Here is a 24,713-nt window from a genome sequence, read left to right as displayed (position 1 = left end):
GTCAGCCCCCCCCGATGATGCGGACGATCTCGATGACATCTCCGGCCTCCAGGGTGCGCTGCGGCGCGCGCGCGCCGGGGTAGAAGTCGTCGTTCACGGCGACCGCCACGCGCGCCGGGTTCACGTTCAGGTCGCGCAGCAGGGCGTGCAGGGTCAGGCCGGGCGTGAGGGGCCGCGCCTCGCCGTTCACGGTCAGGGTGGCGGGCAGGGTGGCGGGGCGGGTCACGCGGGCACCCCCCGCAACGCCGCCAGCAGGTCAGATGCGGCCTGCGCGGGGTCGGGCGCGTCGAGGACGGCGCGCACGACCGCCACGCGGGTCGCCCCGGCGGCCAGCACCCCGGGGATGGTGCTGGCGTCGATCCCGCCGATGGCGTACCAGGGCAGCGGCGGGTTCAGGGCGGCCACGGCGCGCACATAGGCCAGTCCGGCGGGCGCGCGGCCCGGTTTGGTGGGCGTGGCGTGCACCGGCCCGGCGGCGATGTAGGCAGGGGCGTCGGCCAGCGCGGCGTGCGCCTGCGCGGGCGCGTGCGTGCTGCGGCCCAGGAGCAGCCCCGGTGCGAGGGTGCGTGCCCAGGCGGGCGGCAGGTCCCCCTGCCCCAGGTGCACGCCGTCCGCGCCGCACGCAGCGGCGACGTCCACGCGGTCGTTGATGAAAAAGGGCACGCCGCGCGGGCGGGCCAGCGCCGCCACCCGCTCGCCCAGCGCGATGTAGGGGGTGGCCTCCCAGTCCTTGCAGCGCAGTTGCAGCGTGTCCACGCCGCCGTCCAGCGCGGCCTCGATGCGTGCCAGGAACTCGCCCTGCGACTGCCCGGCGCGGGGCGTGGCGACGAGGTACAGGTGGCCGAGGTTCACGCCTCCCCCTCGCCCATCTGTGCCTGGCGGGGCACGTACACCTCGCCGCCCAGCGCGCGGAATTCGCGGGCCTTCTCCTCCAGTCCGGCCAGGACGTCGGGGGCGCGCAGGTCGTGGCTGAGTTTCATGGAGCAGAAGTGCGGGCCGCACATGGAGCAGAAGTGCGCGGTCTTCGCCGCGTCGGCGGGCAGGGTCTCGTCGTGCAGCGCGCGGGCCTTCAGGGGGTCCAGGGACAGGTTGAACTGGTCCTCCCAGCGGAACTCGAACCGGGCCTTACTCAGGGCGTTGTCGCGGGCCTGCGCGCCGGGGTGGCCCTTGGCGAGGTCGGCGGCGTGCGCGGCGATGCGGTACGCGATCACGCCGTCGCGCACGTCCTGCCGGTCCGGGAGGCCCAGGTGCTCCTTCGGGGTGACGTAGCAGAGCATGGCGGTGCCGTACCACGCGATCTGCGCCGCGCCGATCGCGGACGTGATGTGGTCGTACCCGGGCGCGATGTCGGTCGTGAGTGGCCCCAGCGTGTAGAACGGCGCCTCCTGGCACACGTCGAGCTGCCTGGTCATGTTCTCGCGGATGAGCTGCATGGGGACGTGGCCGGGGCCCTCGATCATGGTCTGCACGCCGTGGTCCCACGCGACGCGGGTGAGTTCGCCCAGCGTGTCGAGTTCCGCGAACTGCGCGGCGTCGTTGGCGTCCTCGACGCTGCCGGGGCGCAGGCCGTCCCCGAGGCTGAAGGTGATGTCGTACGCGGCGAGGATCTCGCAGATGTCCGCGAAGTGCGTGTGCAGGAAGTTCTCGCGGTGATGCGCGAGGCACCACTTCGCGAGGATGCTCCCGCCGCGCGACACGATCCCGGTACGCCGCCGCGCGGTGAGCGGCAGGTGCGCCAGCCGCACGCCGGCGTGGACGGTCATGTAGTCCACGCCCTGCTCGGCCTGCTCGATCAGCGTGTCGCGGTACACGTCCCAGGTCAGGTCCTCGGCCACGCCGCCCACCTTCTCCAGCGCCTGATAGATCGGCACGGTGCCGACCGGCACGGCGCTGTTCCGGACGATCCACTCGCGGGTGGGGTGGATGTGCCGACCCGTGGAGAGGTCCATGACCGTGTCCGCGCCCCAGCGGGTCGCCCAGATCATCTTCCCGACCTCCTCCTCGATGGAACTGGTGACGATGCTGGTGCCGAGGTTCGCGTTGATCTTCACCCGGAAGTTCCGCCCGATCACGGTGGGTTCGAGTTCCGGGTGGTTGATGTTCGCGGGGATCACCGCGCGGCCCCGCGCGACCTCCGACCGGACGAACTCCGGCGTGATCTCGCGCGGGATGGCGGCCCCGAACCCCTGCCCGGGGTGCTGGTGGGTCAGGTCGAAGTCCGGGTCCTGCCGCAGCGCCTCGCGCAGGGCGACGAATTCCATCTCCGGGGTGATCTCGCCGCGCCGCGCCGCCTGCAGCTGCGTGATGCCCGCGCCGGGGCGGGCGCGGCGGGGGCGGGGCACGCGCGGGAACGGCAGCGGCCCGCTGAGGTCCAGCGCCGGGTGGTGCCGCTCCCGCGCCAGTTCCAGCCGGGCGTCCCCGGCCAGCCAGGGGCGCGCGTGCCCCAGCCCGGCGCGCAGGTCCACGCTCAGGCGGGCGTCCGTGTACGGCCCGCTCGTGTCCGGCACGAGCAGGGCCGGGTTCGGCACGGTGCGGGTCAGGTCGCCCACGCGTTCCAGGGTCGGCGACTGCCGGATGCGCCGCGCGGGCACCCGCACGCCGGCGTGCAGCGTGCCGGTCAGGTACACCTTCTCGCTGTTCGGGAACGGCGCGGTCAGCTCCGGGTCGAGAATCGTCAGGGCTTCGGTCGCAGGGTCGGTCGGGGGTGGGGTCAGGGTGGTCATGCACACTCCGGGCAACTGGGAACAGGACAGGGCCGCCGGGCACCCGTGCGGGCGTCCGGTTGTGGGGGGCTGCCGTCAGCGGGGCAGCCCGGCAGGGTGGGTCAGGTCAGTGGCTTGGCAATAAAAAAAACGCCCCCCTCACACGCCGGAGGGGGGCGAAACACGACAACTGTTTCGGCACCCGTCACGCTCCCTCCGCTGGTACAAACCAGATCAGGTTCCTAGGGTTGAACACGACGTTCTCTCAGCCGCCCGCAACGCGCGGGCCCGGCACCCCTGGTGACTGCCCCGAGTGTACACCGCCGCTCCCGGACGTCAAGGGACCCGCCCAGCCCCGCGTGGACGTGCCGCAGGTGTTCGTGACCGGCAGGACATTCACACCGGAAGGCTGAGGTATGGTTCCCGCCATGCGGTTCCGGCGCGCCCCCCACCCCCCCACCGTTCCCCCGGTGGGAAGGTGGGTGCTGGCGCTGCTGACGGTGATCGCGTCCCTGATGCACCTGACCCGCAGCCCCGGCGTGGGCGGCCTGGGCCTCGACCGGCCCGGCGCGACCCGGGTTCACGCGCCCCGGCCCGTGACGGTGACCACGCCGGCGGTCGGCCACCCCCCCGGACACGGCGCGCACCGGACCCCGCACGACCGGCCCGGCCACGCGGCGCCCGCAACCCACGCCCCCGGCCTGAGCGACGCCGCGCCGAACGCCCCGCCACACCCCGGGAAGCACGCCGCTCCCCACTGCCCCCTGTGCCTCACGGCCGGTTTCGCGCTGAATCCGGCGCCGGCGGCCCTGCCCCTTCCCCTGACCGCCCGCATGGCGGCCGCGGCCGTCCGCCCGACTGGACCGGCCACGGCCGCCGTGCGTCACGCCGACCCGCGTGCGCCGCCCCATCCCCGGGCCTGACCGCAGGATCCACCGGCGCTGAGGGCCGCCCTGACGCGTGCCTCCCGCGCCCCGGTGAAGCGCGCCGGGTTGCCCCCGCCAGACCCGAGCCCGCCAGACCCGAGAGGGGGTCTCCCCTGCCGGCCGCTCCGGCAGGCGCAGCCACCCCGTGGAACCCCTGCGTCCCGTCTCCACGCACCCGGGGCCCGCGGGCCCCCTGACCCCGACCCCTGGAGGTCCCATGTTCAAACTGAATACCGCGTTGCCCGTCGCTTCCGCCCTGCTGTTCTCCGTCGCCGGCGCGCACGCCACCGTCCGCACCGAGGCCGGCCTGAGCGAGTCCGTCGCCGGGAAAAGCGAGACGTACCGCCTGAACGTCCCCACCGAGAAGGACCTCAGCACCACCCGCATCCGGCTGATCGTGCCGGCGGGCGTCACCCTCAGCCGCTTTCAGGTGACCCCCGGCTTCACCCGCACGGTCGTGAAGAACGACGCCGGCCTGATCCGCGAGGTGATCTGGACGGGCCGCGTGGCCCCGATGGAATACGCACGCTTCTACTTCCAGGCGAAGAACCCCCCGCAGGCCGCGGAACTCGTCTGGAAGATCCACCAGACGTACAGCGACGGCAGCGTCGTCGCCTGGGACGACAGCAACCCCGCCGAGGGACCGGCCAGCAGGACCACCGTCAGGTGACCGCGCCCCTTCCCCACCCCGCCCGGAGGGACCCCATGAACAAGACCCTGACCCTGCTCACCACCCTGACCCTGTCCGTCGCGGCGGCCCACACCGCCGTGTCGGGCGTGACCCCGGCCCCGGCCGCCACCGTGCGCGCCCCGGCGGCCGTGACCCTGACCTTCAGCGAACCGGTCGAGTTGCGCTTCTCGACGTTCCGCGTGATGGCCGTCCCCGCGGGCGTGAGCGTCCCCGAGGCGGCGCGGCGCGCCCTGGCCGAACCGGCGGACTCGGCGCGGCTCGCGAGCCGGCCCGGCGTGGTGACCGGCGCGGCCGTGCGGCTCACCCTGCCCCTGAAGGCGTCCCTGAAGGCCGGACCGTTCGTGGTCGCCTGGAAGATCCTCTCGGAGGACGGTCACCCGGTCACCGGCCACAGCACCTTCCGCGTCCGGTGATGCCCGCGGACCGCCCGGGGTACGCCCCGTGAACACCGTGCTGGCCGCCCTGAGTCTGGCGGGCGCCGCGGCGCTGCTGGGCGGCGCCCTGACCCGCCACTGGCTCACGCCCGGCCATCCGCGCCTGCGGGTCCTGGGCGCCGGCCTGGGCCTGCTGCTGCTCGGGTGGGGCGGCCAGGTGGCCGTGACGCTGGACGTCCTGGGATTTCACGCGCCGCCGGACCTGCTGGATTACCTGACCGGCACGGCCGGTGGCCGCGCCATGCTGACCGGCCTGACCGGCGCGCTGCTGCTCGTGGCCGCCGGGCTGGGCGGCTGGTCCTGGCCGGCGCTGGGCGCGGCCCTGCTGCTCGCGTGGGGAGCGGCCGGTGTGGGCCACGGTGCCGGTCACGGCGCGTGGGTACGGGCCCTGCACGCGGCGCACCTGGGCGCGATGTCGGTCTGGGTGGGCGGCGTGTTCGCGCTGCTGACGGTCCGGCCACTCGGGCCGGCGCTCGCGCGGCGCTTCACGCCGGCCGCGCTGGGCAGCCTGACCGTCCTGACCGTCACCGGCCTGCTGATGGCGGGCGGGCACCTGCAGACGCCCGCGCAGTGGACCGGTGACCTGTACGGGCAGACCCTGCTCGTCAAGTTGACGCTGGTGGTCCTGGCGGTCGGCGCGGCCGGGCTGGTCCGCCGGGCCTTCGCGGCGCGGTCCCGGCCGCGGCGGATGCTGGCCCGCGAGGCCCTGCTGCTGCTGGCGGTGCTGGGCACCACGGCCGTCCTGACGACCCTCCCCCCGCCCCACCCGACCCACGGACCCGGACGGAAGGTTTCGTCCGGACCGTAAGCGTCCGGGGCGCTGACCGCCGCTCCCGGCAGGGGCGGCGCTTGCGGCGAGCGCGACCCGGCCGGGCGCCGCGGTCAGCTCAGGGCGTTCAGGATGGCGTTCAGGTCGCGGTGCAGCTCCCCGGTTCGCTCGTAGTGCCGGTACGGCGTGGGGAAGGTCGCCTGTAACCAGCCGGCGCCGCGCTCGGCCAGCGGGGCGCGCAGGTGCGGCACGCCGAGGTCCGTGAACAGCCGCGCCAGGGCCGCCGCGTACGCGTCGGGTGTGCGCGGGCCGGGCGGCGTGGTGAACACCTTCTTCGGCGGCGTGCCGGCCCGCGCGACGCGGCGGTACACGTCCAGGGCGTGCCGGGCGACCCGCAGTTGCTCGCGGTCGAGACGGCCCGGCGGCTGGTGAACGGCGCGGCTCACGGCGCGGCGATGCGCGGGCGGCACCAGGCTGGACAGGCCGCGCCCCCAGCCTTCCTGCAGGGCGGCGCGGTCGGCGGCGAGCGGGTCGGTCGCCGCCGGGTCCGGCGCGGCGGGCGGTTGCGGCGAGGCCACCTTCCCGGCCGGGTGTTTCGCGGCGGTCTGCCCGGTGGCGCCGGTCTGCTTGCCGGAACCCTGCCGGCCGGGGGCCTGCTTGCCGGAACCCTGCGCCCCGGCTGCGGCCTTGCCCCTGGTGGCCCTGCCGGGCGGGGTGACCGCCGCGGCCGGGGCGGGCGCGTCACGGCGGGTGCCGTTCAGGGCGCGGCCCACCAGTTCCGATTCCTGGATGGGTTTCCCGTCCCGGTAGCGTTGCCACAGCCCGTCGAGCACGATCAGGCTGGTCGCCTGCCGCCGCACGTGCAGCAGTTCGCGGGCGCGTTCCACGCGTTTCTCGCGGCCCAGCAGCAGCGCCACGTACGTCAGGAACTGCCGCGCCGTGCGGGGCGTGCCCGGCTCGCCCTCCCCGGGCAGGGCCAGCAGCGTCTGGCGCAGCGCGGCGTAATCATCGGCCCGCAGCGCGCCGGTGTTGATGCCGGCCTCCACGCGCCGCCACTGCGCGGGACTGAACACGGCCTTCAGGCCCCACAGCCACGCGCGGGCGCCCTGCACGTGAGGGTCGTCCCGGACGTCGAGCAGTTCCAGGCCGCTGCCCGGTTCGATCACGCGTTCCACGCGCGGCGCGCGGACGGTGGGCCGCAGGCGTTCCGGCGGTCCCAGTTCCCGCAGCTGTTCGAGCACCGCGGCGTCCCGCGCGAGGCCCTGCAGCAGGGTCAGGTCCTCCAGGCGGAAGGGCCGGCGGCCGCGGATGGTTTCGAGCAGGAAGTCGCGGGTGTCTTCCGGCATGTCCAGCTGCGCCTGCACGGCGTTCCAGTGACCCACGAGGTTGGTGAGCCGGCTGGCGCGCAGGTACTCTTCCCACTCGACGTGGTCCATGCGGTTGCCGGCGCCGGCGCGGGGCCGGAGGGTCCGCCGGGGCCGCGCCGGCGCCGCCGGAACCTGAAAGGCGGCCGGGGCGGGCGCGAAGGCGCTGGGCGCCGGTTCGTCGCGGCGGGCGCGGGTCAGGGCGCGCAGTTCACCCAGCAGGGCCAGCGGCAGGGGTTTTTCGGTGTCCTGCAGACGCTGGAGTTTCTCGCGCAGCCCGGCGCTCAGGCCGCCGCCGCCCGCCATGGCCGGCAGGACCCAGTCGAGGCCCTGGGCGCGCAGGTAGTCGCGCCAGTTCCCGGCGCTCTGCAGCAGGTCCGCCTGCGACTGCGCCTGCGTGCGGCGGACGTGCGCGCCCACCTGGTCCGCGAGGTGCGCGCCGACCTGCCGGCCGCGTTCCTCGCCCAGCACCCGCGCGAACACGCAGGAACTCCCGATCGGGCCGATCTGCTCGCCGGTCAGGGTGGTCACGCGGAACTCGTAGCGCAGGTGGTGTCCGGAACCCGGGGGGCACAGCAGGCATTTCAGGTGCGCCTGCCGGCCGCCGTGATCGACGACGTGCAGGCCCGTGAACAGGTCGAAGGCCGCGGCCTCCTCCCGGCCGGGAACGAGCAGCGACGCGTGCGTGAGCCCCTGTTCGGTCAGGTGCTGATGAACGTGCTCGAGAACGGCACGCGTGGCGGGAACATGAGCGAGCAGGTACATGACAGGGACGGCTTTCCTGGAGTGGGACGCACCCACGCGTCGGCGCGGGCGGGTGAAGGTCGGGGGCTCGGCCGGTCAGACCGGCACCGGTCGGACGGGAGGTGACGTCGCCGGGGGCGGCCGCGGGCCGCGCGCCGGATGACGGACACACCAGAATACGACACCGGGCCGGGCGTCGCGCCGCGGAGCAGGCCGGCGCGGGGCGCGCCACCGGTCCCGCACGGCCCTCACGCGGCGCGGACGACGCGGTTGCGGCCCTGCATCTTGGCGAGGTACAGGCGTTCGTCGGCCAGCGCGGTCGCGTCGGGGCCGACGGGGACCAGGCCGCCGGAGACCGTGAAGGTCTCGTCCGGCAGGCCCACCTGCCGCGCCAGGAGCGTCTGCACCTGCAGGCGGATCCGTTCGGCCACCTCGGCCGCGCCTGCACCCGGGCTGCTCAGCAGCACCGCGAACTCCTCGCCGCCCAGCCGGTACAGGCGGTCGCCGCTGCGCACGCTGGCCTGCGCAAGGTCGCAGAAGGCCTGCAGGACCCGGTCGCCGGTATCGTGCCCGTAGGTGTCGTTGACGCGCTTGAAGTGGTCCAGGTCCAGGAGCAGCAGGTGCGTACCGTCCGGCGCGGCCGGCAGGTCCAGTTCGAACTGCCGGCGGTTCAGGGCGCCGGTCAGGGCGTCCGTGAACGCCAGCGTCCGGTAGTGGCGCGTCTGGGACAGCGAGCGCATGCGGGTGTGTCCGGCGACCTGTCCCAGCAGCAGGCCCAGGGCGCTCAGCACCACCAGGCCCGCGTAGGACGCCGCGGCCCGCGTCCACGGCTGCCCGCCCAGCGCGAACGCGACGAACAGGGGCAGGTTCGCCACCGCGAACAGGCGCAGGGCCACGCCGGGGGTGCGCAGCAGCGCGTCTCCCTGCGCGGCACTCAGGTTCAGCCAGCGGCCGTCCGGGGCGGCCAGCCACGCCACCAGCAGCAGTTGCACCAGGGACGGTCCGGCCCCCACTCCCCCCAGCAGGAAGCGGTACACGCCGATCGGCAGGGCCACCGCCAGTCCGGCCAGGCGCCCGTGCCGGCGGGCCACGAGCGCGACCGGCACCATCCGGAAGTCGAACAGGATGCCCGGCGCGAGCGGCACGGCGTTCGCCAGTGCCAGGAGCGAGGTGGCCACCAGCGCGAGGTAGCGCAGGACCAGCGCGGCCGGGCGGTCGGGGCGGCCCACCTCGTAGAACGTGAGACTGACCAGGAACACCCCGGCGATCAGCACGGCGAGGTTCAGCAGTACGCCGTTGAAGAGGGCCAGCGCGTCCATGCGTCCAGTGTAAGCGGCTCCGGGCGGCGCGCAGTGCCCACCCTGATACGGATGCCGGAGCGCTCCACCCACGCGGTCAGTTCAGGTTCAGGTTGTCCGGGAGGGGGCCGGCCGGTGCGGGGGCCTCCGGCGGGAACGGGCGGGACAGCAGCGGCGTCAGGGCGGTCAGGAGGTCCGGGTCGAGGGCCTGCCGGGCCTGCGCGGTCATGACGCTCAGGGCCTGTTCGGGCGTCAGGGGGGGCGTTCCGTGCGGCGGGTGGGTCAGGGTGTCGAAGGTGTCGAGAATGGTCAGGATGCGCGCCAGTGCCGGGATGCGGTGACCGCGCAGGCCGTCCGGGTGGCCCTGGCCGTCCCAGCGCTCGTGGTGGTGACGGATGACGCCCAGGGCCGCGTCGGACACGCCGGGCAGCTCGCGGGCCAGCGCCTCGCCGGCCGTCGCGTGCGCCAGGTCCGGCTGACCGGGACGCAGGTCCAGCAGGCCCAGGTCGTGCAGGGCCGCGCCGTCCAGCAGCGCCGCACGGTCATCCTCGCTGAGCTGCAGGGTCTCGGCGACGCGGGTGGCCTGTCCCCGCAGGCGGCGGATGTGTCCCGGTGTCTCCAGGCCGCGCGCCTCGAGCAGCTTTCCCAGCGACAGCAGCGCGCGGGTGCGGGCCTGCTGCAGTTCCGCGAGCTGCCGGGCACGGTCGAGCGCGGTGACGATGTGCGCGCCGAGCGCCCGCATCACGCTGACGTCCTCCTCCCCGAACGGGTCCTCGCGCGTGACGCACAGCGCACCGAACAGCGTGCCCCCCGCCTGCAGGGGCACGGCCAGCATCGCGCCGCTGCGCAGGAAGGTCGGGCGGTGCAGGCGCGGCGCGTCGCGGACGCTGGTGACGCGCAGCACCTCACGCTGCTCGATGGCGGCCCAGGCGACGCCGTACCCGCGCGGCAGTTCGGCGTGACCGTCGCGTGACTGGACGCCCTGCATGACCAGCGAGACCAGCTCGTCGCGTTCCGGGTCGAAGCGCAGGAACACGGACTCGCGGGCCGCCAGGATCGGCATGACCGCGCCCGTGACGGCCTGCGCGACCTGGGTGGTGGTGCGGGCGTCACGCAGGTCCTCGGTGATGCGCGCCAGGGCCTCGAGTTCCCGCTGGCGGGCCGCGGCCCGCAGCCGGGCGGCGCGGGCGCGCAGCAGCGCGGCGACCTGCTGGGCGAACGACCGCGCGACCTGCAGGGCGTCCGGACCGAACCGGTGGTCCGCGTCGAGGGTGTCGAGGTTCAGGAAGGCCAGCACCAGCCCGTCCACGCTGACCGGAACGCCCAGCGTCTCGCGCAGCGGCCCCCCGCTCACCAGGCGCCCGGAGTCCCGCTGCCCGGTCAGCTGGGTTTCGAGGTCGGCGGCGGCCAGGGCGTTGTGCCGGATGGCCTCGTCCCGCAGCACGCGCGGCTCGCCGGCCTGCCACGCCTCGGCCGGGTCCGCGTACCAGCGGCGCAGGCTGGCGGGCGAGCGGCGGTGCCCGAGCAGGTCGTCACTGAACCCCTGCTGCGCGCACAGCAGGAAGTCCCCGCGGTCCAGCACGAACAGCGTGCCGGCCTGCGCGCCAGGCACGCCCTGAACTGCCGATTCGAGCAGCGCGTGCCAGTCGGCGGCGGTGGGGTCCTGATCGGCGGCCAGGAGGGTCAGGGTCCGCTGCGCGGCCTGCGCGCCGCTGTCCGGGCCGGCCACGTCCAGGATCAGGCGGTCGCGTCCGGCGCCCTTGGCGCGGTACAGCGCGGCGTCCGCGCGGGCCAGGGCGCGTTCCGGCGTCTCGCCGGGCTGCACCTGACTCCAGCCGGCCGAGAGGGTCACGGTCTGCCCGCCGGCCGAGAGGGTCCGGACGCTGTCCAGGCAGCGCTGCGTGACCGCCCGCCCCCGCGCGGCGTCGAGGCCGCAGAGGATCAGCGCGAATTCCTCGCCGCCCACGCGGTACACGTGGTCCTGGCCGCGCAGGTTCTGCGCGAGGGTCTGCGCCACCTCACGCAGGACCTGGTCGCCCGCGGCGTGCCCGAGGCGGTCGTTCACCTGCTTGAAGTAGTCGATGTCCAGCATGATCAGCTGGTCGCCCGGCCCGATCCGCGCGAGGTCCAGGTCGAACTGCCGGCGGTTGCTGACGCCGGTCAGGGCGTCCAGGTACGCCTCACGGCGCAGGGCGGTCGTCTGCGCGAGGTGCCGGGCGCGCATGCCCACCACCAGTTGCGCCGCCCACAGGCCCAGGCAGTGGACGATCAGGACCGGCAGGTAGACCCGCCTCACCAGGGCGTGCCCGCCGGGAAACAGCAGCAGGCCCAGGCTGTTCAGGCTGAAGATCAGCGGCGACGCCCACCACCAGCGCCAGTGCATGAAGACCTGCGGGCCGGCGGCGCGCCACACCACCCCGGCAATCAGCAGGATCGACGCGCCGGCCAGCAGCGCGGCCGGCACGCCCGCCCCGCCCAGCCCGACGCGCCACAGCGCCGGCATCAGCAGCGCCAGACTGCCCCAGCCCGGCCCGAGCAGCAGGGTCATCAGCGCGCCGGGCACGTAGCGCAGGTCCACGAACACGCCGGGCGCGACGTTCAGCGGGAACAGCATCAGCGCGACGCCCCACACGCCGGCCAGCAGCGCCCGGCCGGCGCGGCGCGGCGCGGTGGCCTGCAGCGGCCAGTGCCGCAGGTCCAGGGCCAGCAGGATCACGCCGACGATCACCAGGCCCAGTCCGCTGAGCAGCACGTTCAGGTCCATCCAGAGCATCAGATGGCCTGCCTGTCCGGGAGCCGCCGGTCATCGCGCATGTCCACCCACTGTACCTGTCCGGCGCCGCCCGTCCCAGTCATTCCGCGGGGGGGGCGGCGGCCGGTGGTGCCGGCAGGGCGTTCTTCCCGCCGGGAGGTGGTGTAATACGGGCTTCCGGTCGCGTCCGCGCCGGGAACCGTCCCGCCTCTCCCCCGACCGCTCCGGTCGTCGCGGCGCTGCCACGCGCCGGCCCTGACGGCCCTTTCCCGCCCACGCGCGGCCCTCCCCGGAGGTCAGCATGACCCACTCCAGTTCTCCCCCTCCCGCCCCGGCCGGCCCGCTCGACCGTTTCTTCGGCCTGAGCGCCGCGGGCAGTTCGGTCCCGCAGGAACTCCGCGCGGGCCTCACGACCTTCCTGACCATGAGTTACATCCTGTTCGTGAACCCGCAGGTGCTCGGCACGGCCATCGGGGTGCCGAACGCGTTCGTGCAGCTGCTCATGACGACCGCGATTGCCGCCGCGTTCGGTTCGCTGGCCATGGGCCTGATCGCCCGCTACCCGTTCGCGCAGGCGCCGGGCATGGGCCTGAACGCCTTCTTCGCGTTCACGGTCGTGCAGGGCATGGGCGTGCCGTGGCAGACGGCGCTGGGCGCGGTGTTCATCTCGGGGGCGCTGTTCGTGGTCCTCAGTGCGCTGGGCGCGCGCCAGGCGATCGTGCGGGCCATCCCGCTCGGCCTGAAGTTCGCGATCACCGCCGGGATCGGGGCGTTCCTGGCGTTCCTGGGGCTGCGCAGCGCCGGCATCGTGGTCAGCAATCCCGCGACCATGCTGGCGCTGGGGAACGTGGCGGCGCCCGGCGCGTGGCTGGCGGCGGCCGGGCTGGTCATCACGGCGGCGCTGACGGTGCGGCGCGTGACCGGCGCGATCCTGTACGGCATCCTGCTCACCACGCTCGCCGCGGTCATCCTGCGCCTCCCGGTGTACCCGGGCGGGCCGGACGGCGCCCTGCAGGCCTTCGGGGGGTTCACGGGCCGCCTGGGCATCCTGGACGCCCCGGTGTGGCCGTCGGCGCTGGTCGGTCAGCTTGACATCGCCGGCGCGTTCGGGCTGGGCCTGCTGAGCGTGGTGTTCACGTTCTTCTTCGTGGATTTCTTCGATGCGACCGGCACCCTGACCGGCCTCGCCCAGAAGGCCGGCTACCTGGACGAACAGGGGGACATGCCGCGCGCGCGGCGCACCTTCGCCATGGACGGCCTGGCCGCCATGTTCGGCGCGTTCATGGGCACGAGCACCACGACCGCGTACGTCGAGAGCGCCAGCGGGATCGGTGCGGGCGGCCGCACCGGCCTGAGTGCCGTCACGGTGGGCGCGCTGTTCCTGCTCAGCACCTTCCTGTGGCCGCTGGCCGCCGCGATTCCCGGCGCGGCCACCGCGCCCGCCCTGATCCTGGTCGGGGCGCTGATGATGGAAGGCGTGAAGTTCATCGACTGGGACGACCTGAGTGAGAGTCTCCCGGCCTTCCTGACGATCATCGCCATGCCGCTGACCTTCTCCATCGCGAACGGCGTGAGTTTCGGGGTGCTGTCGTACTGCGCCCTGAAACTGCTGGCCGGGCGCGCGCGGGACGTCAGTCCGATCCTGTACGGCGTGGCGGCGCTGCTGCTCGCCCGGTACGTGTTCCTGTCGGCCGGCTGAGCCACGCCCCGCCGCCCCGCGGCCGCACTCCACTTCCGGGGGGCGGCCGGAAGGTGGGTCAACGGGCAGGTTTGGGAAAACTGAGGTAGAAGGTCGCGCCCTCGCCCGGATGGCTCTCGGCCCAGACCTGCCCGCCGTGCCGGGTGACGATGCGTTTCACGTTCGCGAGGCCCATGCCCACCCCCGAGAATTCCTGCTCGGAGTGCAGGCGCTGGAAGGCCCCGAACAGACGCTCGGTGTAGCGCGGGTCGAAGCCCACCCCGTCGTCCTGCACGAACACCACCCAGTGGTCCCCGACGTCACGGGCGCCCACCTCGATCTTGGCGCGGGCCCGGCCGCTGGTGTACTTCACGGCGTTGCTCAGCAGGTTCTCGAAGGCCAGCGTGAGCAGCTGCGGGTCGCCGCGCACCACCGGCAGGTCACCTGCCACCCAGTCGATCTCGCGGCCCTCGGTTTCCGGCGCGAGGTTCGCCCAGGCCCGCAGGACCACCTGCGCGAGGTTCAGTTCACGGATCTGCAGGGCGGTCTGGGTTACGCGGGCGAGTTTCAGCAGCTCGTCGATCATCGAGTTCAGCCGCTGGGTCGCGCCGTCAATGACAGTCAGCAGCCGGCGGTCCTCCTCGCCCAGCCGGGGGTCGAGGCGGCGGCGCAGCAGCGTCAGGAAGCCCTGGATGTGCCGCACCGGGGCGCGCAGGTCGTGCGAGACCGCCCCGATGAACGAGTCGAGTTCATTGACCTCGTTGCGCAGGGTGATGGTCCGCAGCGCCACCTCCTGCCGCACCTCGGCGTCCATGTCGGCCTCGCGGATCTCCACGTGCCGGCGTTCCGTGACGTTCTCGTGCGTGGCGAGCAGGTAGCGGCTGGGCCCGTCGTCGAAGGGCGTGACGGTCAGCCGGAACCAGCGCTGCTCGGTGGGGCTGTGGCAGGGGTACTCGGTGCTGAAACTCTCCCGCCGCCCGCCGAGCACGTCGCGCATGCCGCGCGCGACCTCCTCGCCCTCGTCCGCGCACAGGCCCGTGGCGTTCTCGCAGACGTTCAGGTAGTTCACGCCCGGGCCGCAGGTGGCCGGGTTCCCGCCGTTCTCACGCATGAATTCCAGCCACGCGCGGTTACACAGCACGATCACCCCGTCGTGGTCGAGGATGGCCGTCTGGTGCGGCAGCACGTCGAGCGCCGCCCGCACCGCGGTGGCGGACAGGGAAGCAGGAACTGTGCGTGGCGCGTCACCCGGAGGCATCGTCACAGCGTAGTCCCAGCCGGGACCGGCAGGATGCGCGTGGGCTCAAGAACCGGCGGGCAATCCTTAACCTGCCGGTGGCGTTTGCCCCCTGCCGGCCGACCGGGACGGGGACGGCACATGCCGCAGCGAGTCCCGGCCCGACGTGTCACGCTACGGTCATGGGCGACGACCGGCACGCGACCGCCAACCTCGAACAGATCCGGCTGCTGATGCAGGCCCTTGAACCGGCCGCGCCGGCCGGGCCCGGCCCGGAGGGAGCCGCGGAGGGCGCCACGGGGCCGGCCGCGGAACCGCCGGCCGGGGGGGGCCCGCTGACCCCCACCCCCGACGCCGAGTAGGCCCGGCCCGCGTGGGCGGTGGCGGGCGAATTCCACGGACCCCCGTGTGAAACTTCACCTGAAGGTAGGGTGCCGAAAGAAGTCCGTGTGAGCCCCTGCACTACCCTGGAGGAGTCCGGAGCGCCCGGCCCCCGCACCTGCCGGTGTCGGGCGGCGACTCCCAGGAGGTTTTCACCATGACCCGTTCCAAGCTGCTGTTCACTGCCCTGCTGGCCTGCGCCGCCCCCGCCCAGGCCGTCACCTTCCAGGCCCAGCTGTCGCTCACCGTGCGTCCGGTCTGCGAGGTCGCCCAGCTGGGCGCGCAGTCCCTGACCCTGCGCTGCACCCACGACTACCGCCCGGTCAACCCGCACGCCCTGCCGGAACTCGCCGGTCGCCTGCCGGCCGCCGAGCTGCTGCTCACGGCGTCCAGGACCGCTCCCGGTGGCGCCACCCTGAACGAGTACGCCTTCCGGACGGCCGCCCAGGGCTGGAACGGCAGCGTGGACTTCTACTGATCCGGACGCGCAGGGCCGCGCCGCAGAGCGAGCAGGAGCGGGACGCCCCTCCGGGCGTGGCGTTCACCGGTGGCGTTCGGACCTGTTGACGACACCAGCGGCAGTCCGTTTGACCCGGCCTTCCGGCGGCCTGACCGTGGCCGCCGGGAAGGCGCCGCGCTTCAGGGTCACGGGCCGGGCGGGGTCTGGCAGGTGACGGTCTCGTCGGCAGCGCGGAGCTGCACCGGGCAGCGCCGCTGGCCGTCCTCGCTCTGCAGTTCGCCGTTCAGGTCCGTGCCGGCCGGGGCCAGGCCGAACCCCTCATCGTCGAGCAGCAGGCGTTCGCCGCTCAGCTGCACGCTGCCGTAGCCGGCGGGTTCACCGGCCCCCCACAGGAACTGCACCCAGCGGTAGATCCGGAAGTTGTCGCGCCAGTCGATGGTGGTCAGTCCGGCCGTGGGTGGCAGCAGCGAGCGGCGGTCACTGCCGACCGTCACGCCGAAGGGCGTGTTCTTCAGGTCCACGCGGATCTCGCTGGTCTGACCGGCCGTCAGGTTCGTGAGGATCAGGTCGCCGGCGCTGTTCGTCTGCCCCGCGAACGTGCCGTTCAGCAGCACCGGCAGGTTCGGCACGCCGGTACGCAGCAGCACGGCCCGCCGTTCCAGCGCCGGCTGGAGCGTCAGGGCACCGTTCACGACCGCGACGGCGCCGGTCACGGTCAGGTCCGCCGCCTGCAGGCCCGCCCCGAGCTGCGCGAGGAACTGCCCCACGTGACTGTAATCGACCCGCAGGTCGTCGCGGCGGACGGTCGCGGCCACGCGGTTGCCCGGATCGATCTGGTAGGCGGCGCTGAAGGACGCGTTCACGCCGGTCGCGGCCGGAGGCGTCTGGGATGCCTGCACCTGGGTGCCCAGCGTCCAGCGCGGCGCGGGCGTGTACGCGCCGCCCACCCCGACCCGCCAGCCGGTGGGCGTGAGCGCGCCGCTGAGCGACACGGCGCCGGCCGCGCCGAAGGTCCGGGCGGCGGTCGCCGCGAGGGTCCAGCTGTCCGCGCGGAATCCGGTGCTGCCCTGCACCGAGAAACTCCAGGGCGCGGCGTCCCGGCTGACTTTCAGGCCCACGGTCGCGTCCTGCCAGAAACCGACCGGCAGCACCCCGAAGGCGCTGAGCGTGGTGCCGCCGAAGGTGCGGTCGGCCTGCAGGCCCAGGGTGGTGCGGGTGGCCGGGCCGTCGGCCGTGGGGGTCACGCTCAGTCCCACGCTGCCCTGCAGCGCGTAGTCGGGTCCGGTGTTCACGGCGCGCAGGTTGACCTGGGTGGGGCCGTCCTGCTGGCTGTCCAGACTGCCCGCGACCCGCCAGCGGCGTGGCAGGCCGACCTCGCCCTGCAGGTGGGTGACCCAGCGGCCCTGCTGAACGCCGAGTTGCGCGGCAGCCAGGTACGCGCCGGGCGGCAGGGGGCCTTCCAGCGGCGGGTAGGTCCAGTCGAGGGTCTGCAGGCCGGTCTCGTCGGTGACGTCGACCGACAGTTCGGTCAGGTTCTCGCTGCTGAGGGGGATGTTCAGCAGGCGCAGGGTCCCGGCGTTCACGCGGGCCGAGGCGACCGGCAGGCGGTTGAGGTAGACGACCACGTCGGATTCCAGTGGGAGGTCCAGGGTCTGCTCGGGTTGCACGCCGTCGAAACCGCCGCGCAGCGTGACGCCCACCCCGCTGAACTCGCTGGCGGTGAAGCCGGGGCTGCCGCCCAGGGGCGCGGCGCCCAGCGCCGCGCCCACGCTGACCTGCGCGTTCACGGTGTATTCCAGCGTGGCGCGGGGCCGGTAGCGGAACGCGCCGTCCTCCTGGCGTTCGGCGCTCACGCCGAGCGTGCCGCTGAGCCGGTCGGCCGCGCCGCCCAGGTCGAGGTACGCGCGGCCGGTCAGGGTGGTCGGGACCGGCAGTTCCTGGCCGGGGCGGCTGTACGCGGCGTTCAGGGACAGGCCGTAGTCGACGCCCCAGCTGGGTTGCGTGGCCCCCGGGGGCCGGGGCGCGGCGTCCCGCAGGTCCAGGGTGTGGCCGTTCAGGCGCGACAGCACGGGGCGCAGGAGCAGGCGCTGGCGGGCGGCGTCGAAGGTCACGGTCACCTGCCCGGACAGGCGCGTGAAGCGCTGCCCGTCGCAGTCGACCGTGCCGGCCGCGTACCCGGCCTCGCTGGGCCGCAGGACTTCCGGGGGGATCAGCGCCTCGACGCGCGGTTCGGTCTGCAGGCGCACCAGCAGGACGCCGCGGCTGGCGCCGGCGACCGTGACTTCCAGCAGCTGCTCGCCGGCGCGGCACAGGTCCGGGTCCGGCGTGGGCGCGGCGTCCGGCGGCGCGGTCTGGGCGGGTGCCACCTGGGCCGGCGTGACCTGCACCGGTGCCACCTGGGCCGGCGTGGTCTGCGCGGCGGCGGGCAGCAGCGTCCCGGCGGCCAGCGCCGCCCCCAGGGCCACGGTCCGCCAGCCGGCGCGTTCAGGGCAGTGGAATCGTGACATTGCTCGCCTTCCCTTCGGCGTTCACGAACGAGAGGGTCAGGGGACCGGCCGCCTGTTCCAGGCCCTCGAGCTGCAGGACCTGACGGGCGCCCCCCAGCACCGCGAAGGACGGCACGTTCACGCTGAGGCCGCCGCGCCGGGCGATCAGGGCGTTGAAGGTCTCGTGGCGGGTGCCGGCGTTCTCCAGGCGCAGGTCCACGCCGCCCGGCACGACCTGCGCGTCGTAGGTCATGCGCGGGGCGGCGCTGGGCGGCGCAACGTACACCGGCAGCGAGTAGTTCGTGGGCATGTCGAGCTTGATGTCGATGCCGTCGGCGTTCACGACGCTCTGCGGCACGCTCTGGCCGTACGGCTGCTGCTGCACGATCAGGCGGAAGGTGAGTTCCTGCGCGCCGGGTTTCTTGCGCAGACCGACCCGCACGACCTGCGAGCCGCCGCCGGGCAGCACGAATTCGGTGGGGTTCACCACGAGGTCGCGGGTGTCCTGCAGGACCATCGCGCCGTTCACGACCTTCCAGGCGCGGACCTCCACCCGGAATTTCGCGGCGACGCGGCCGGTGTTCAGCATGGTCGTCTGGGTGCTGAGGGTCCGGGTGGGATCGAGCGTCAGGACGGTCGGCGTGAAGCCGAAGCCCTGGGCGCCGGCCTGCGCGGCCAGCCACAGGAGGGCGGCGCACAGGAGGCGCGGGGTCCAGCAGCGGTCGGTGTGCGGCGCGGTCATCACCTGACTCCTTCGGAGGGGCGGGGAGCGGCGGTCAGGGCGCCCGGTCCGTCCGTGACGGACTGAAGCTCCACGGTGAGCGGCGCGGCGTACGTGCCGGCGCGCACCCACGCCTGGTCGGCGATGGTGAGCGTGAAGGCAAAGGCGCGGCTTCCGGTCCAGGTCTGCACGTTCAGGGAGCTGGCGTTCAGGATGCGGGCGTTCAGGGTCTGTCCGTCCGGGCCGCCCAGTGCCAGGCGCAGGTTCAGGCCGTCGGCTGTCAGGGGACCGGCGCCGCTGCCCAGGCGCAGGAGGTAGGTGTCGTCCGGCCGGTCGCAGCGCACGGTGACACGCAGGCTGCCGCGCCAGGACTGGGCGGCCGTGAATTCCGGCAGGTCGGCCCCGGCGGCCTGCACGGCGCAGGTGGCGCCCGCCTGCGCGCCCAGGCTGAGGGCGGTCAGTGCCAGTGTGACGGTCCGGATCATGCAGTCCTCCTGCGGCGCGTGGCGCGGCTCTGATCGGTCGGTTGTCTTGGTCGCCGGGCGGGTGGGGGCGTTGCAGGACATGGCCGGGGACGCACCACGGCGACCCGGCCATGTCAGGCTTCGCTCAATTGTACGAGATGGTCACGGCGAGCGTGCCGGAATACGTGCCGGCCGGGACGCCCCACTGCCCGTCGGGCGCGGTGAACTTGACCTTGCCCTTGTACATGTCCGCCGAGAGCGGCCCGGTGGACGGGGTGGGTTTGATGACGACCTTGTACTTGGCGTGCAGCGGAATCGTGCCGGCACCGTTCAGGTAGATGCTGCCGTTATAGGTGGTGTCCACCGAGTTCGAGAACGACATGGCAGCCTGACTGTCGGAGCCGGTGCCCGAGGCGTTGATGGCCATGCTCAGGGCGGTGCCGGCGGTACACCAGAACTTCACCATGTCGGTCTGCACGCCGCCCCCATCACCGTCCAGCGCGTTGTAGTCCATGGTGGGATAGCTGGGAATGGTCTCGTTGAGGGTGTTGAGGTTGATGTTCCCGACGGTGGCGCAGACATTCGAGACCGTGACGGTCGGCGTGAGGGTGACGGAGGCGGACTGGGCCGCCACCGCTTGGGCGGCGCCGAGGTTCAGAGCGGCGGCCAGCAACAGGAGCTTTTTCATGGTCCCTTCCTTCCGTTCTGACCGGCGCAGCGGACTCAACGGGAACGCCCAACCTCCCCTGGGAAGCTGTTCCGGAAGCGTTTCAGCGGCGCGTCGATCTGAACTGACCGCACTGTAGGACCCGTGGGCCGGGTGGTCAATTTTTACCCCCCGGCACGACATAAATCCGGACGTTAACGTGATGTGAAACGGACGTGATCATTCCCTGAGACGCCTGAACGTCCGTATGAACTGCGCATGAAACGGAGTTCATGAAGCGGGCCACGTCCCGCACAGAACGTGAAAAAGTTACGATGACCTGGCTGGAGGGCATAAATTACGTTCACCCGACTGTCATCTGCGGAGGTGAAGCACCCTGAGGCTGAATCTGCTGGGCACCGTCAATGTCGAACTCGCCGGCCGCACCCTCCACGCCTCCCGCAAGGGACTGCGGCTGATCAGCTTTCTGGTGCTCAGCGGCCGGCCGCAGCACCGGGAAACCTGCGCCAGACTGCTGTGGCCCCAGGAAATCGCCCTGCAGAACCTGCGGGTGGAACTCTCGAACCTGCGCCGGCTGGGCGTGGACCTGGGACCCAGCCGCGCGCCGCTGCTGAGCGCGCAGGCCACCACCGACCTCGAGGCCTGGGAACAGGAACTCGACCAGGACCTCCCCACCTGGCTGGGCGCACTCGGGGAGCGCGTCCTCGACGGCCTGGACGAGCCCAGCAACCCCGGCCTGACCCTGTGGCTGGGACAGCAGCGTCAGGAACTCGCCGGCCGGATCGAGGCAGCCCTGCAGCGCCGCTTCGAGGTCGAGGCGACCCGCGCGCCCGGCAGCGCCGCACTGATCCAGCAGCGGGCCGCGCAGCTGGGCCTGACCGTGACCGGCCACGCCGGACCGGAACGCTCCCTGCCGTGGACGGCCGCGGCCGTGGCCGCCCCGATCCAGCTGGCGCTCTCGCTCGCGCAGCGGCAACCGCACCTGCTGATCTACACCGGACGCTACGCCAGCGGCCGGCAGGACACCGTCTCGGCGGTGCTGACCGACGCCGGCTGGCGGCACCTGGCCGTCACGGCCAGCCGCAGTCCCCGCCACCTGCTGGCCTCGGTGCTGCTGCAGCTGCGGCTACAGCTTCCACCGGACCTGCAGGAGCAGACCGACGCGCTGCTCGGCAGCCTCGGAAACGACGAGTACGATCAGCTGAAACTCTGCCAGCTGCTGATGCGCTGGCGGAACCCGGTCGCGCTGATCCTGACCGGCGCCGAGGCCCTGAACGCCGAGACGGCCCCCATGCTCGAATTCATGCTGAACTGGCCGCTGCAACTGCTGATCGTCGCGGTCGCCCGCCCCTCGGCCGAGGGCAGCATCCGGCAGCTGTTCGGGCAGCATGTCGGGATCGGCCGGGTCAGCAGCGTCCCGGCGGCCGAACTGTCCAGTGACGCCGTCGCCTCCCTGTGCAGCGCACCGGACGCCGATCACCTGGAGATCCTGCGGCAGTCCGAGGGCTGGCTGCCGGCCATCCCGTTTCTCGCGGCCGAGGCGAGCGGCGTGGCACGCCGGGTGCGCTTCAGTCCCCACCTGCTGCACCTGCTGCTCAGTGACGTGCACGCCGCGACTGGACAGGAACCCCGCCGCTACGCCCGGCTGGCCGGCCTGAACGGGCCGTTCACGGAACCGCAGGCCGTGCAGATCCTGGCGGAAAACGGCGTGACCGCCACCGAGGTCCGCACGCTGCTGCGGGTCGGCCTGAGGTCCGGCATTCTGGAACGGGTGCCGGCCCAGCTGACCGTGGCGGCCAGCGGCGCGGTCGTGCGGGCGCTCGATGGCGAGCAGCCGCTGGATTTCGCCAGCGAGCAGCAACGCGCCGCGCTGGCCGGACTGCTCGACGGAGACGTGCGCCGGCGGCTACGCACCGCCTTCGGCACTCCCATCCGCTACGCGCCGGGCGGCCAGCTGTGGCCCGTGCAGCCCAGCGCCCCCCCCTGCCCGGCGCCGGAGCCCGAAGGCGAGCGGCCGCCGGAGGGCGCGCAGCTGCTGGGCTGCGGCTTCCGTCTGCTGCGCCGCGACCGGCAGCTGACCCTGATGCGCCTGGGCCTGCCGGGCCGGGCGGCGCCCGCCGTGGCCCTGACCTTCGCGGTGCCCGCCGACCTGCAGGACCTGCCGGTCTGGTCCTGGACGCTGCACTTTCGCGTCAGCGTGCCGCACGAGCTGGGCAACGAGGCGCCGGTCGCCGTGCGCGTTCAGCTGCCGGGAGCGGGCGACGCGGACCTGCTGCGCCCGGGCCTGATCAACGGCGAACAGCACCGCGCCGCGCCACCCCCGCCGCTGCAGGCCGGACAGTGGTACCGCATGGACGGAGCGGGAAGCGGGACCAGCCTGGAATGCATCTTCACGTGCCCGGACCTGCTCGTGCAGGTCACGGACGTGCAGTTCAGCCGGCCGGCGGACGAGCCACCCTCCTGATCCGGACGCCGATTGAACGGCTTTGTCAGCCGTTCAATCGGCGCGTCCGGGTCAGGGAATGATCTCGATCTCGGACATGGAGGTCGAGGCGGACTCGACGCGCTGCTGGCGCAGGGCGCCCATCTCGCGTTCGTTCAGGGCGCTCTGTGCCAGCACGATGGTCTGGCACAGCAGCATCAGGGACGCGCTGACGCTGCTGCTCAGCCGGCGCGTGCCGCCAGCGCTCAGGACGACGCCGCGCTGCCCGTCCGTGAGGATCAGGACGGTCGGGCCGACGAGCAGTCCGGCGGGTTCCGGGGAATGCCAGGTGCGGGCGCGGCCGGCCATCAGTTCAGCCCGCCAGGCGTCGGTGGTGGGGCTGGCCGCGCCGGACGGGACGGGTGCGCCGGGGTCCGGGCTGCGCAGCAGGTCCGTGATGGCCTGCCGGACCAGGTGGCCCTCGTCGCGCTGCAGGGCCGTGAAGTGCGCGACGGCCTCCTCCTGCGTCAGTTGCGAGGCCTGCCAGGCCTGCACGGCGCTGATCAGGCTGGGTTTGTTCTGGTCGCTCACGCGGGTTCACCTCTGCCTCCACTATAGCCCAGCCGCGCAGACGCAAAAACCGGCACCCACAGGGGAGTGCCGGTCCGGTGGGCGGGGAGATGTCAGGCGGGCAGGTCGCGTTTGTTCGCGCGCATGCTGGAGATCACGGCCACCACGATGAAGCCCGCGCCGATCAGGCCGGTCACGACCTCCGGGATGTGCACGTCGCGGTTCATGCTGATCAGCATGATGATGGCGAGCGCGCCGATGCCGTAGTGCGCGCCGTGTTCCAGGAACCGGTAGGCTTCCAGCGTGCCTTTCTTGACCATCATGACGGTCAGGGAGCGCACGAAGATCGCGCCGATGGTGAGGCCCGCGGCGATCAGCACGATGTCGGTCGTCAGGGCGAAGGCGCCGATCACGCCGTCGAGACTGAAGCTGGCGTCCAGGATCTCGAGGTACATGAAGGCGCTGAAGCCGGCGGCGCCGGCCTTGGCGGTCACGTTGTCACTGCCGAACAGGTTCCCGACGGCGTCCATGGCGAGGTACACCAGCAGGCCGATGAAACCGGCGCTGAGCGCCTGGAGTTTCTCCTCGGGCGCCACGAAGTACTGGGTGATGACGAGCAGGAGCACGCCGACGATCACGGCCTGGACGGTGTCGAGTTTCCCGATGCGGGACAGGACGCCCTCGGTGCGCTGGAGCCAGTGTTCCTCCTTGTCGGGGTCCATGAAGTACTTCAGGAACACCATCATCAGGAACGCGCCGCCGAAGGCGCTGATGGCGACGTGCGCCTTTTCCAGCTGCTGCGCGTAGAATTCCGGCTGTCCGAAGGCGGCGCGGACGACCTCGATCATGCCCAGGCCCGAGGTCAGGGCGACGATCACGATCGGGAAGATGAAGCGCATCCCGAACACCGCGATCAGGATGCCCCAGGTCAGGAAGCGGCGCTGCCACTTCTCGCTCATGGTGCGCAGGACGCTGGCGTTCACGACGGCGTTGTCGAAGGACAGGCTCACCTCGAGGATGCCCAGCAGCACGGCGATGATCAGCGCGTTGAGCAGGGCGGTGAGGGTGCTGCCGCCGCGGACGTAGCCGTCCCAGGCGGCCAGCGCGAGGCAGACCACCGAGACGAGGGTGGCGAAGCCGAAGTACTGACGGAAGGTATTCATTCGATAGGGCTCCTGCAGGTGAACCGTGGATTCGCACGGATTCCGGTCGAGGTCGTGAACCGTTGCGGTCCGGTTGAAACGGGGGCGGGCGGAACGGCGGCCGGGACGCTGCGCCCCCGGGGCCGGAAGCCGTTCCAGACCGTACCGGCACGCCGGGCGGGGTGCGGCGGCGTGCCGGCAGGACGGCTCCCAGCATAGTGGGTTACAGGTGGGGGCGCATGTCGGGCAGGTTGTCGTTGAAGGTGCGGCCGCGTGAGGGCGTGCCGATGGCGGTCATGGTCCAGTCGCTGCCGCTGCGGCGCAGGCTGGCGAGAATCATGGCGGTGTGGTCGCCCTGCACGCTCAGGTTGAAGCGCGCGATCTCGCGTTCGCCCTGGGTGTTCACGAGGCGGCAGTAGGCGTTGTCGACCTGACTGAAGTTCTGGCCGGTGTAGTTGTTCACGCTGAAGATCACGGTCTGCACGCTGGCGGGCACGCGGGTCAGGTCCACGGTGATGGTCTCGTCGTCGCCGTCCCCGGCGCCGGTGCGGTTGTCGCCGCTGTGGCGGACACTGCCGTCCTTGCTCTGGAGTTGCCGGAACCACACGGCGTCGACCAGCTGCCCGGCCGCGTCGAACATCAGGGCGTTGGCGTCGAGGTCCACGTCGGCGCTGCCGCCGCCGAAGCCCAGGAAGCCCTTCTTCTTGATGGCGTCCCAGCCGAGTCCCATGCGGACGGTCTGGAGGCTGGGGCCGGCTTCCTTGGCGAGGCTGATCTGCTGGCCTTTCTGGAGGGAGATGGGCAT

The 24,713-nt window shown here is 72.9% G+C and carries 22 protein-coding genes and 1 riboswitch; of the genes, 8 read left to right on the top strand and 14 right to left on the bottom strand.

Features of this window, described 5'->3' with window-relative positions:
* Position 1: 1 nt before the first annotated feature.
* From thiS to thiC, 3 genes are read right to left on the bottom strand one after another with little or no spacing between them, the layout of a single operon-like run.
* On the bottom strand, positions 2-226 hold the full coding sequence (gene thiS, locus ABDZ66_RS11335; RefSeq protein ID WP_343758902.1) for a sulfur carrier protein ThiS: 225 nt from the start codon (positions 224-226) through the stop codon (positions 2-4).
* Positions 223-852, bottom strand: a complete 630-nt coding sequence (gene thiE / locus ABDZ66_RS11330) for a thiamine phosphate synthase (RefSeq protein ID WP_343758900.1) — start codon at positions 850-852, stop codon at positions 223-225. Before thiE ends, thiS begins: the two co-directional genes overlap by 4 nt.
* Entirely contained in the window at positions 849-2,723 is a 1,875-nt protein-coding gene (gene thiC, locus ABDZ66_RS11325) for a phosphomethylpyrimidine synthase ThiC (protein WP_343758898.1), read from the bottom strand. Before thiC ends, thiE begins: the two co-directional genes overlap by 4 nt.
* A gap of 172 nt (positions 2,724-2,895) precedes the next feature.
* Positions 2,896-3,011, bottom strand: a riboswitch (TPP riboswitch).
* A gap of 119 nt (positions 3,012-3,130) precedes the next feature.
* Between thiC and ABDZ66_RS11320 the strand changes: the two genes are divergently transcribed.
* The 4 genes from ABDZ66_RS11320 (at position 3,131) to ABDZ66_RS11305 (ending at position 5,561) form a co-directional block, all read left to right on the top strand.
* Positions 3,131-3,625, top strand: a complete 495-nt coding sequence (locus tag ABDZ66_RS11320; RefSeq protein ID WP_343758896.1) for a hypothetical protein — start codon at positions 3,131-3,133, stop codon at positions 3,623-3,625.
* Positions 3,626-3,845: 220 nt separating this feature from the next.
* The gene (locus ABDZ66_RS11315; RefSeq protein ID WP_343758894.1) at positions 3,846-4,298 is read left to right on the top strand and encodes a DUF1775 domain-containing protein; all 453 of its coding nucleotides are present in this window, start codon (positions 3,846-3,848) and stop codon (positions 4,296-4,298) included.
* Positions 4,299-4,333: 35 nt separating this feature from the next.
* A complete protein-coding gene (locus tag ABDZ66_RS11310; protein ID WP_343758892.1) occupies positions 4,334-4,732 on the top strand; it encodes a copper resistance CopC family protein in 399 nt (132 codons plus the stop codon).
* A 28-nt stretch (positions 4,733-4,760) separates the two neighbouring features.
* A complete protein-coding gene (locus tag ABDZ66_RS11305; protein WP_343758888.1) occupies positions 4,761-5,561 on the top strand; it encodes a CopD family protein in 801 nt (266 codons plus the stop codon).
* Between the two features lie 74 nt (positions 5,562-5,635).
* Here ABDZ66_RS11305 and ABDZ66_RS11300 read toward each other — a convergent pair whose 3' ends face one another.
* The 3 genes from ABDZ66_RS11300 to ABDZ66_RS11290 all read right to left on the bottom strand — a co-directional run bounded on the left by ABDZ66_RS11300 (position 5,636) and on the right by ABDZ66_RS11290 (position 11,701).
* A complete protein-coding gene (locus ABDZ66_RS11300; RefSeq protein ID WP_343758886.1) occupies positions 5,636-7,651 on the bottom strand; it encodes a hypothetical protein in 2,016 nt (671 codons plus the stop codon).
* 227 nt (positions 7,652-7,878) lie between these two features.
* Entirely contained in the window at positions 7,879-8,949 is a 1,071-nt protein-coding gene (locus ABDZ66_RS11295) for a GGDEF domain-containing protein (protein ID WP_343758883.1), read from the bottom strand.
* 76 nt (positions 8,950-9,025) lie between these two features.
* Positions 9,026-11,701, bottom strand: a complete 2,676-nt coding sequence (locus tag ABDZ66_RS11290) for a sensor domain-containing diguanylate cyclase/phosphohydrolase (protein WP_343758878.1) — start codon at positions 11,699-11,701, stop codon at positions 9,026-9,028.
* 280 nt (positions 11,702-11,981) lie between these two features.
* Here ABDZ66_RS11290 and ABDZ66_RS11285 point away from each other — a divergent pair, with 280 nt between their 5' ends.
* Entirely contained in the window at positions 11,982-13,379 is a 1,398-nt protein-coding gene (locus ABDZ66_RS11285) for an NCS2 family permease (protein ID WP_343758875.1), read from the top strand.
* Positions 13,380-13,437: 58 nt separating this feature from the next.
* Here ABDZ66_RS11285 and ABDZ66_RS11280 read toward each other — a convergent pair whose 3' ends face one another.
* Positions 13,438-14,616, bottom strand: a complete 1,179-nt coding sequence (locus ABDZ66_RS11280; RefSeq protein WP_343758873.1) for a sensor histidine kinase — start codon at positions 14,614-14,616, stop codon at positions 13,438-13,440.
* A gap of 161 nt (positions 14,617-14,777) precedes the next feature.
* Here ABDZ66_RS11280 and ABDZ66_RS11275 point away from each other — a divergent pair, with 161 nt between their 5' ends.
* Together ABDZ66_RS11275 and ABDZ66_RS11270 are read left to right on the top strand one after the other, a co-directional pair.
* A complete protein-coding gene (locus ABDZ66_RS11275; protein ID WP_343758871.1) occupies positions 14,778-14,957 on the top strand; it encodes a hypothetical protein in 180 nt (59 codons plus the stop codon).
* Between the two features lie 176 nt (positions 14,958-15,133).
* Entirely contained in the window at positions 15,134-15,454 is a 321-nt protein-coding gene (locus ABDZ66_RS11270; protein WP_343758870.1) for a hypothetical protein, read from the top strand.
* Between the two features lie 167 nt (positions 15,455-15,621).
* Here ABDZ66_RS11270 and ABDZ66_RS11265 read toward each other — a convergent pair whose 3' ends face one another.
* From ABDZ66_RS11265 to ABDZ66_RS11250, 4 genes are all read right to left on the bottom strand, one after another.
* Positions 15,622-17,943 (bottom strand): hypothetical protein, encoded by a 2,322-nt coding sequence (locus ABDZ66_RS11265; RefSeq protein WP_343758868.1) that lies wholly within the window; start codon positions 17,941-17,943, stop codon positions 15,622-15,624.
* The gene (locus tag ABDZ66_RS11260) at positions 17,921-18,664 is read right to left on the bottom strand and encodes a fimbrial biogenesis chaperone (RefSeq protein WP_343758866.1); all 744 of its coding nucleotides are present in this window, start codon (positions 18,662-18,664) and stop codon (positions 17,921-17,923) included. Before ABDZ66_RS11260 ends, ABDZ66_RS11265 begins: the two co-directional genes overlap by 23 nt.
* Positions 18,664-19,128: a hypothetical protein gene (locus tag ABDZ66_RS11255; protein ID WP_343758864.1), complete on the bottom strand. Its 465-nt coding sequence runs from the start codon at positions 19,126-19,128 to the stop codon at positions 18,664-18,666. The genes ABDZ66_RS11260 and ABDZ66_RS11255 overlap by 1 nt, the downstream gene beginning before the upstream one ends.
* A gap of 124 nt (positions 19,129-19,252) precedes the next feature.
* Positions 19,253-19,795 carry a Csu type fimbrial protein gene (locus tag ABDZ66_RS11250; protein ID WP_343758862.1) on the bottom strand — a complete coding sequence of 181 codons (543 nt, stop codon included), beginning with the start codon at positions 19,793-19,795 and terminating at the stop codon, positions 19,253-19,255.
* Positions 19,796-20,243: 448 nt separating this feature from the next.
* Between ABDZ66_RS11250 and ABDZ66_RS11245 the strand changes: the two genes are divergently transcribed.
* The gene (locus tag ABDZ66_RS11245) at positions 20,244-22,238 is read left to right on the top strand and encodes a hypothetical protein (protein ID WP_343758860.1); all 1,995 of its coding nucleotides are present in this window, start codon (positions 20,244-20,246) and stop codon (positions 22,236-22,238) included.
* A 51-nt stretch (positions 22,239-22,289) separates the two neighbouring features.
* Here the strand turns inward: ABDZ66_RS11245 and ABDZ66_RS11240 are convergent, their stop codons facing one another.
* The 3 genes from ABDZ66_RS11240 to ABDZ66_RS11230 all read right to left on the bottom strand — a co-directional run bounded on the left by ABDZ66_RS11240 (position 22,290) and on the right by ABDZ66_RS11230 (position 24,713).
* Positions 22,290-22,787, bottom strand: coding sequence for a hypothetical protein (locus ABDZ66_RS11240; protein ID WP_343758858.1), 498 nt, complete (start codon positions 22,785-22,787; stop codon positions 22,290-22,292).
* Between the two features lie 92 nt (positions 22,788-22,879).
* Positions 22,880-23,929 (bottom strand): DUF475 domain-containing protein, encoded by a 1,050-nt coding sequence (locus ABDZ66_RS11235; RefSeq protein WP_343758856.1) that lies wholly within the window; start codon positions 23,927-23,929, stop codon positions 22,880-22,882.
* Between the two features lie 202 nt (positions 23,930-24,131).
* Positions 24,132-24,713 carry a TerD family protein gene (locus tag ABDZ66_RS11230; RefSeq protein ID WP_343758854.1) on the bottom strand — a complete coding sequence of 194 codons (582 nt, stop codon included), beginning with the start codon at positions 24,711-24,713 and terminating at the stop codon, positions 24,132-24,134.

The organism is Deinococcus depolymerans (assembly GCF_039522025.1).
Taxonomy (GTDB): domain Bacteria; phylum Deinococcota; class Deinococci; order Deinococcales; family Deinococcaceae; genus Deinococcus; species Deinococcus depolymerans.
Note: the sequence above shows the minus strand (reverse complement) of the source record. Positions and strands in the feature narration are given on the sequence as shown.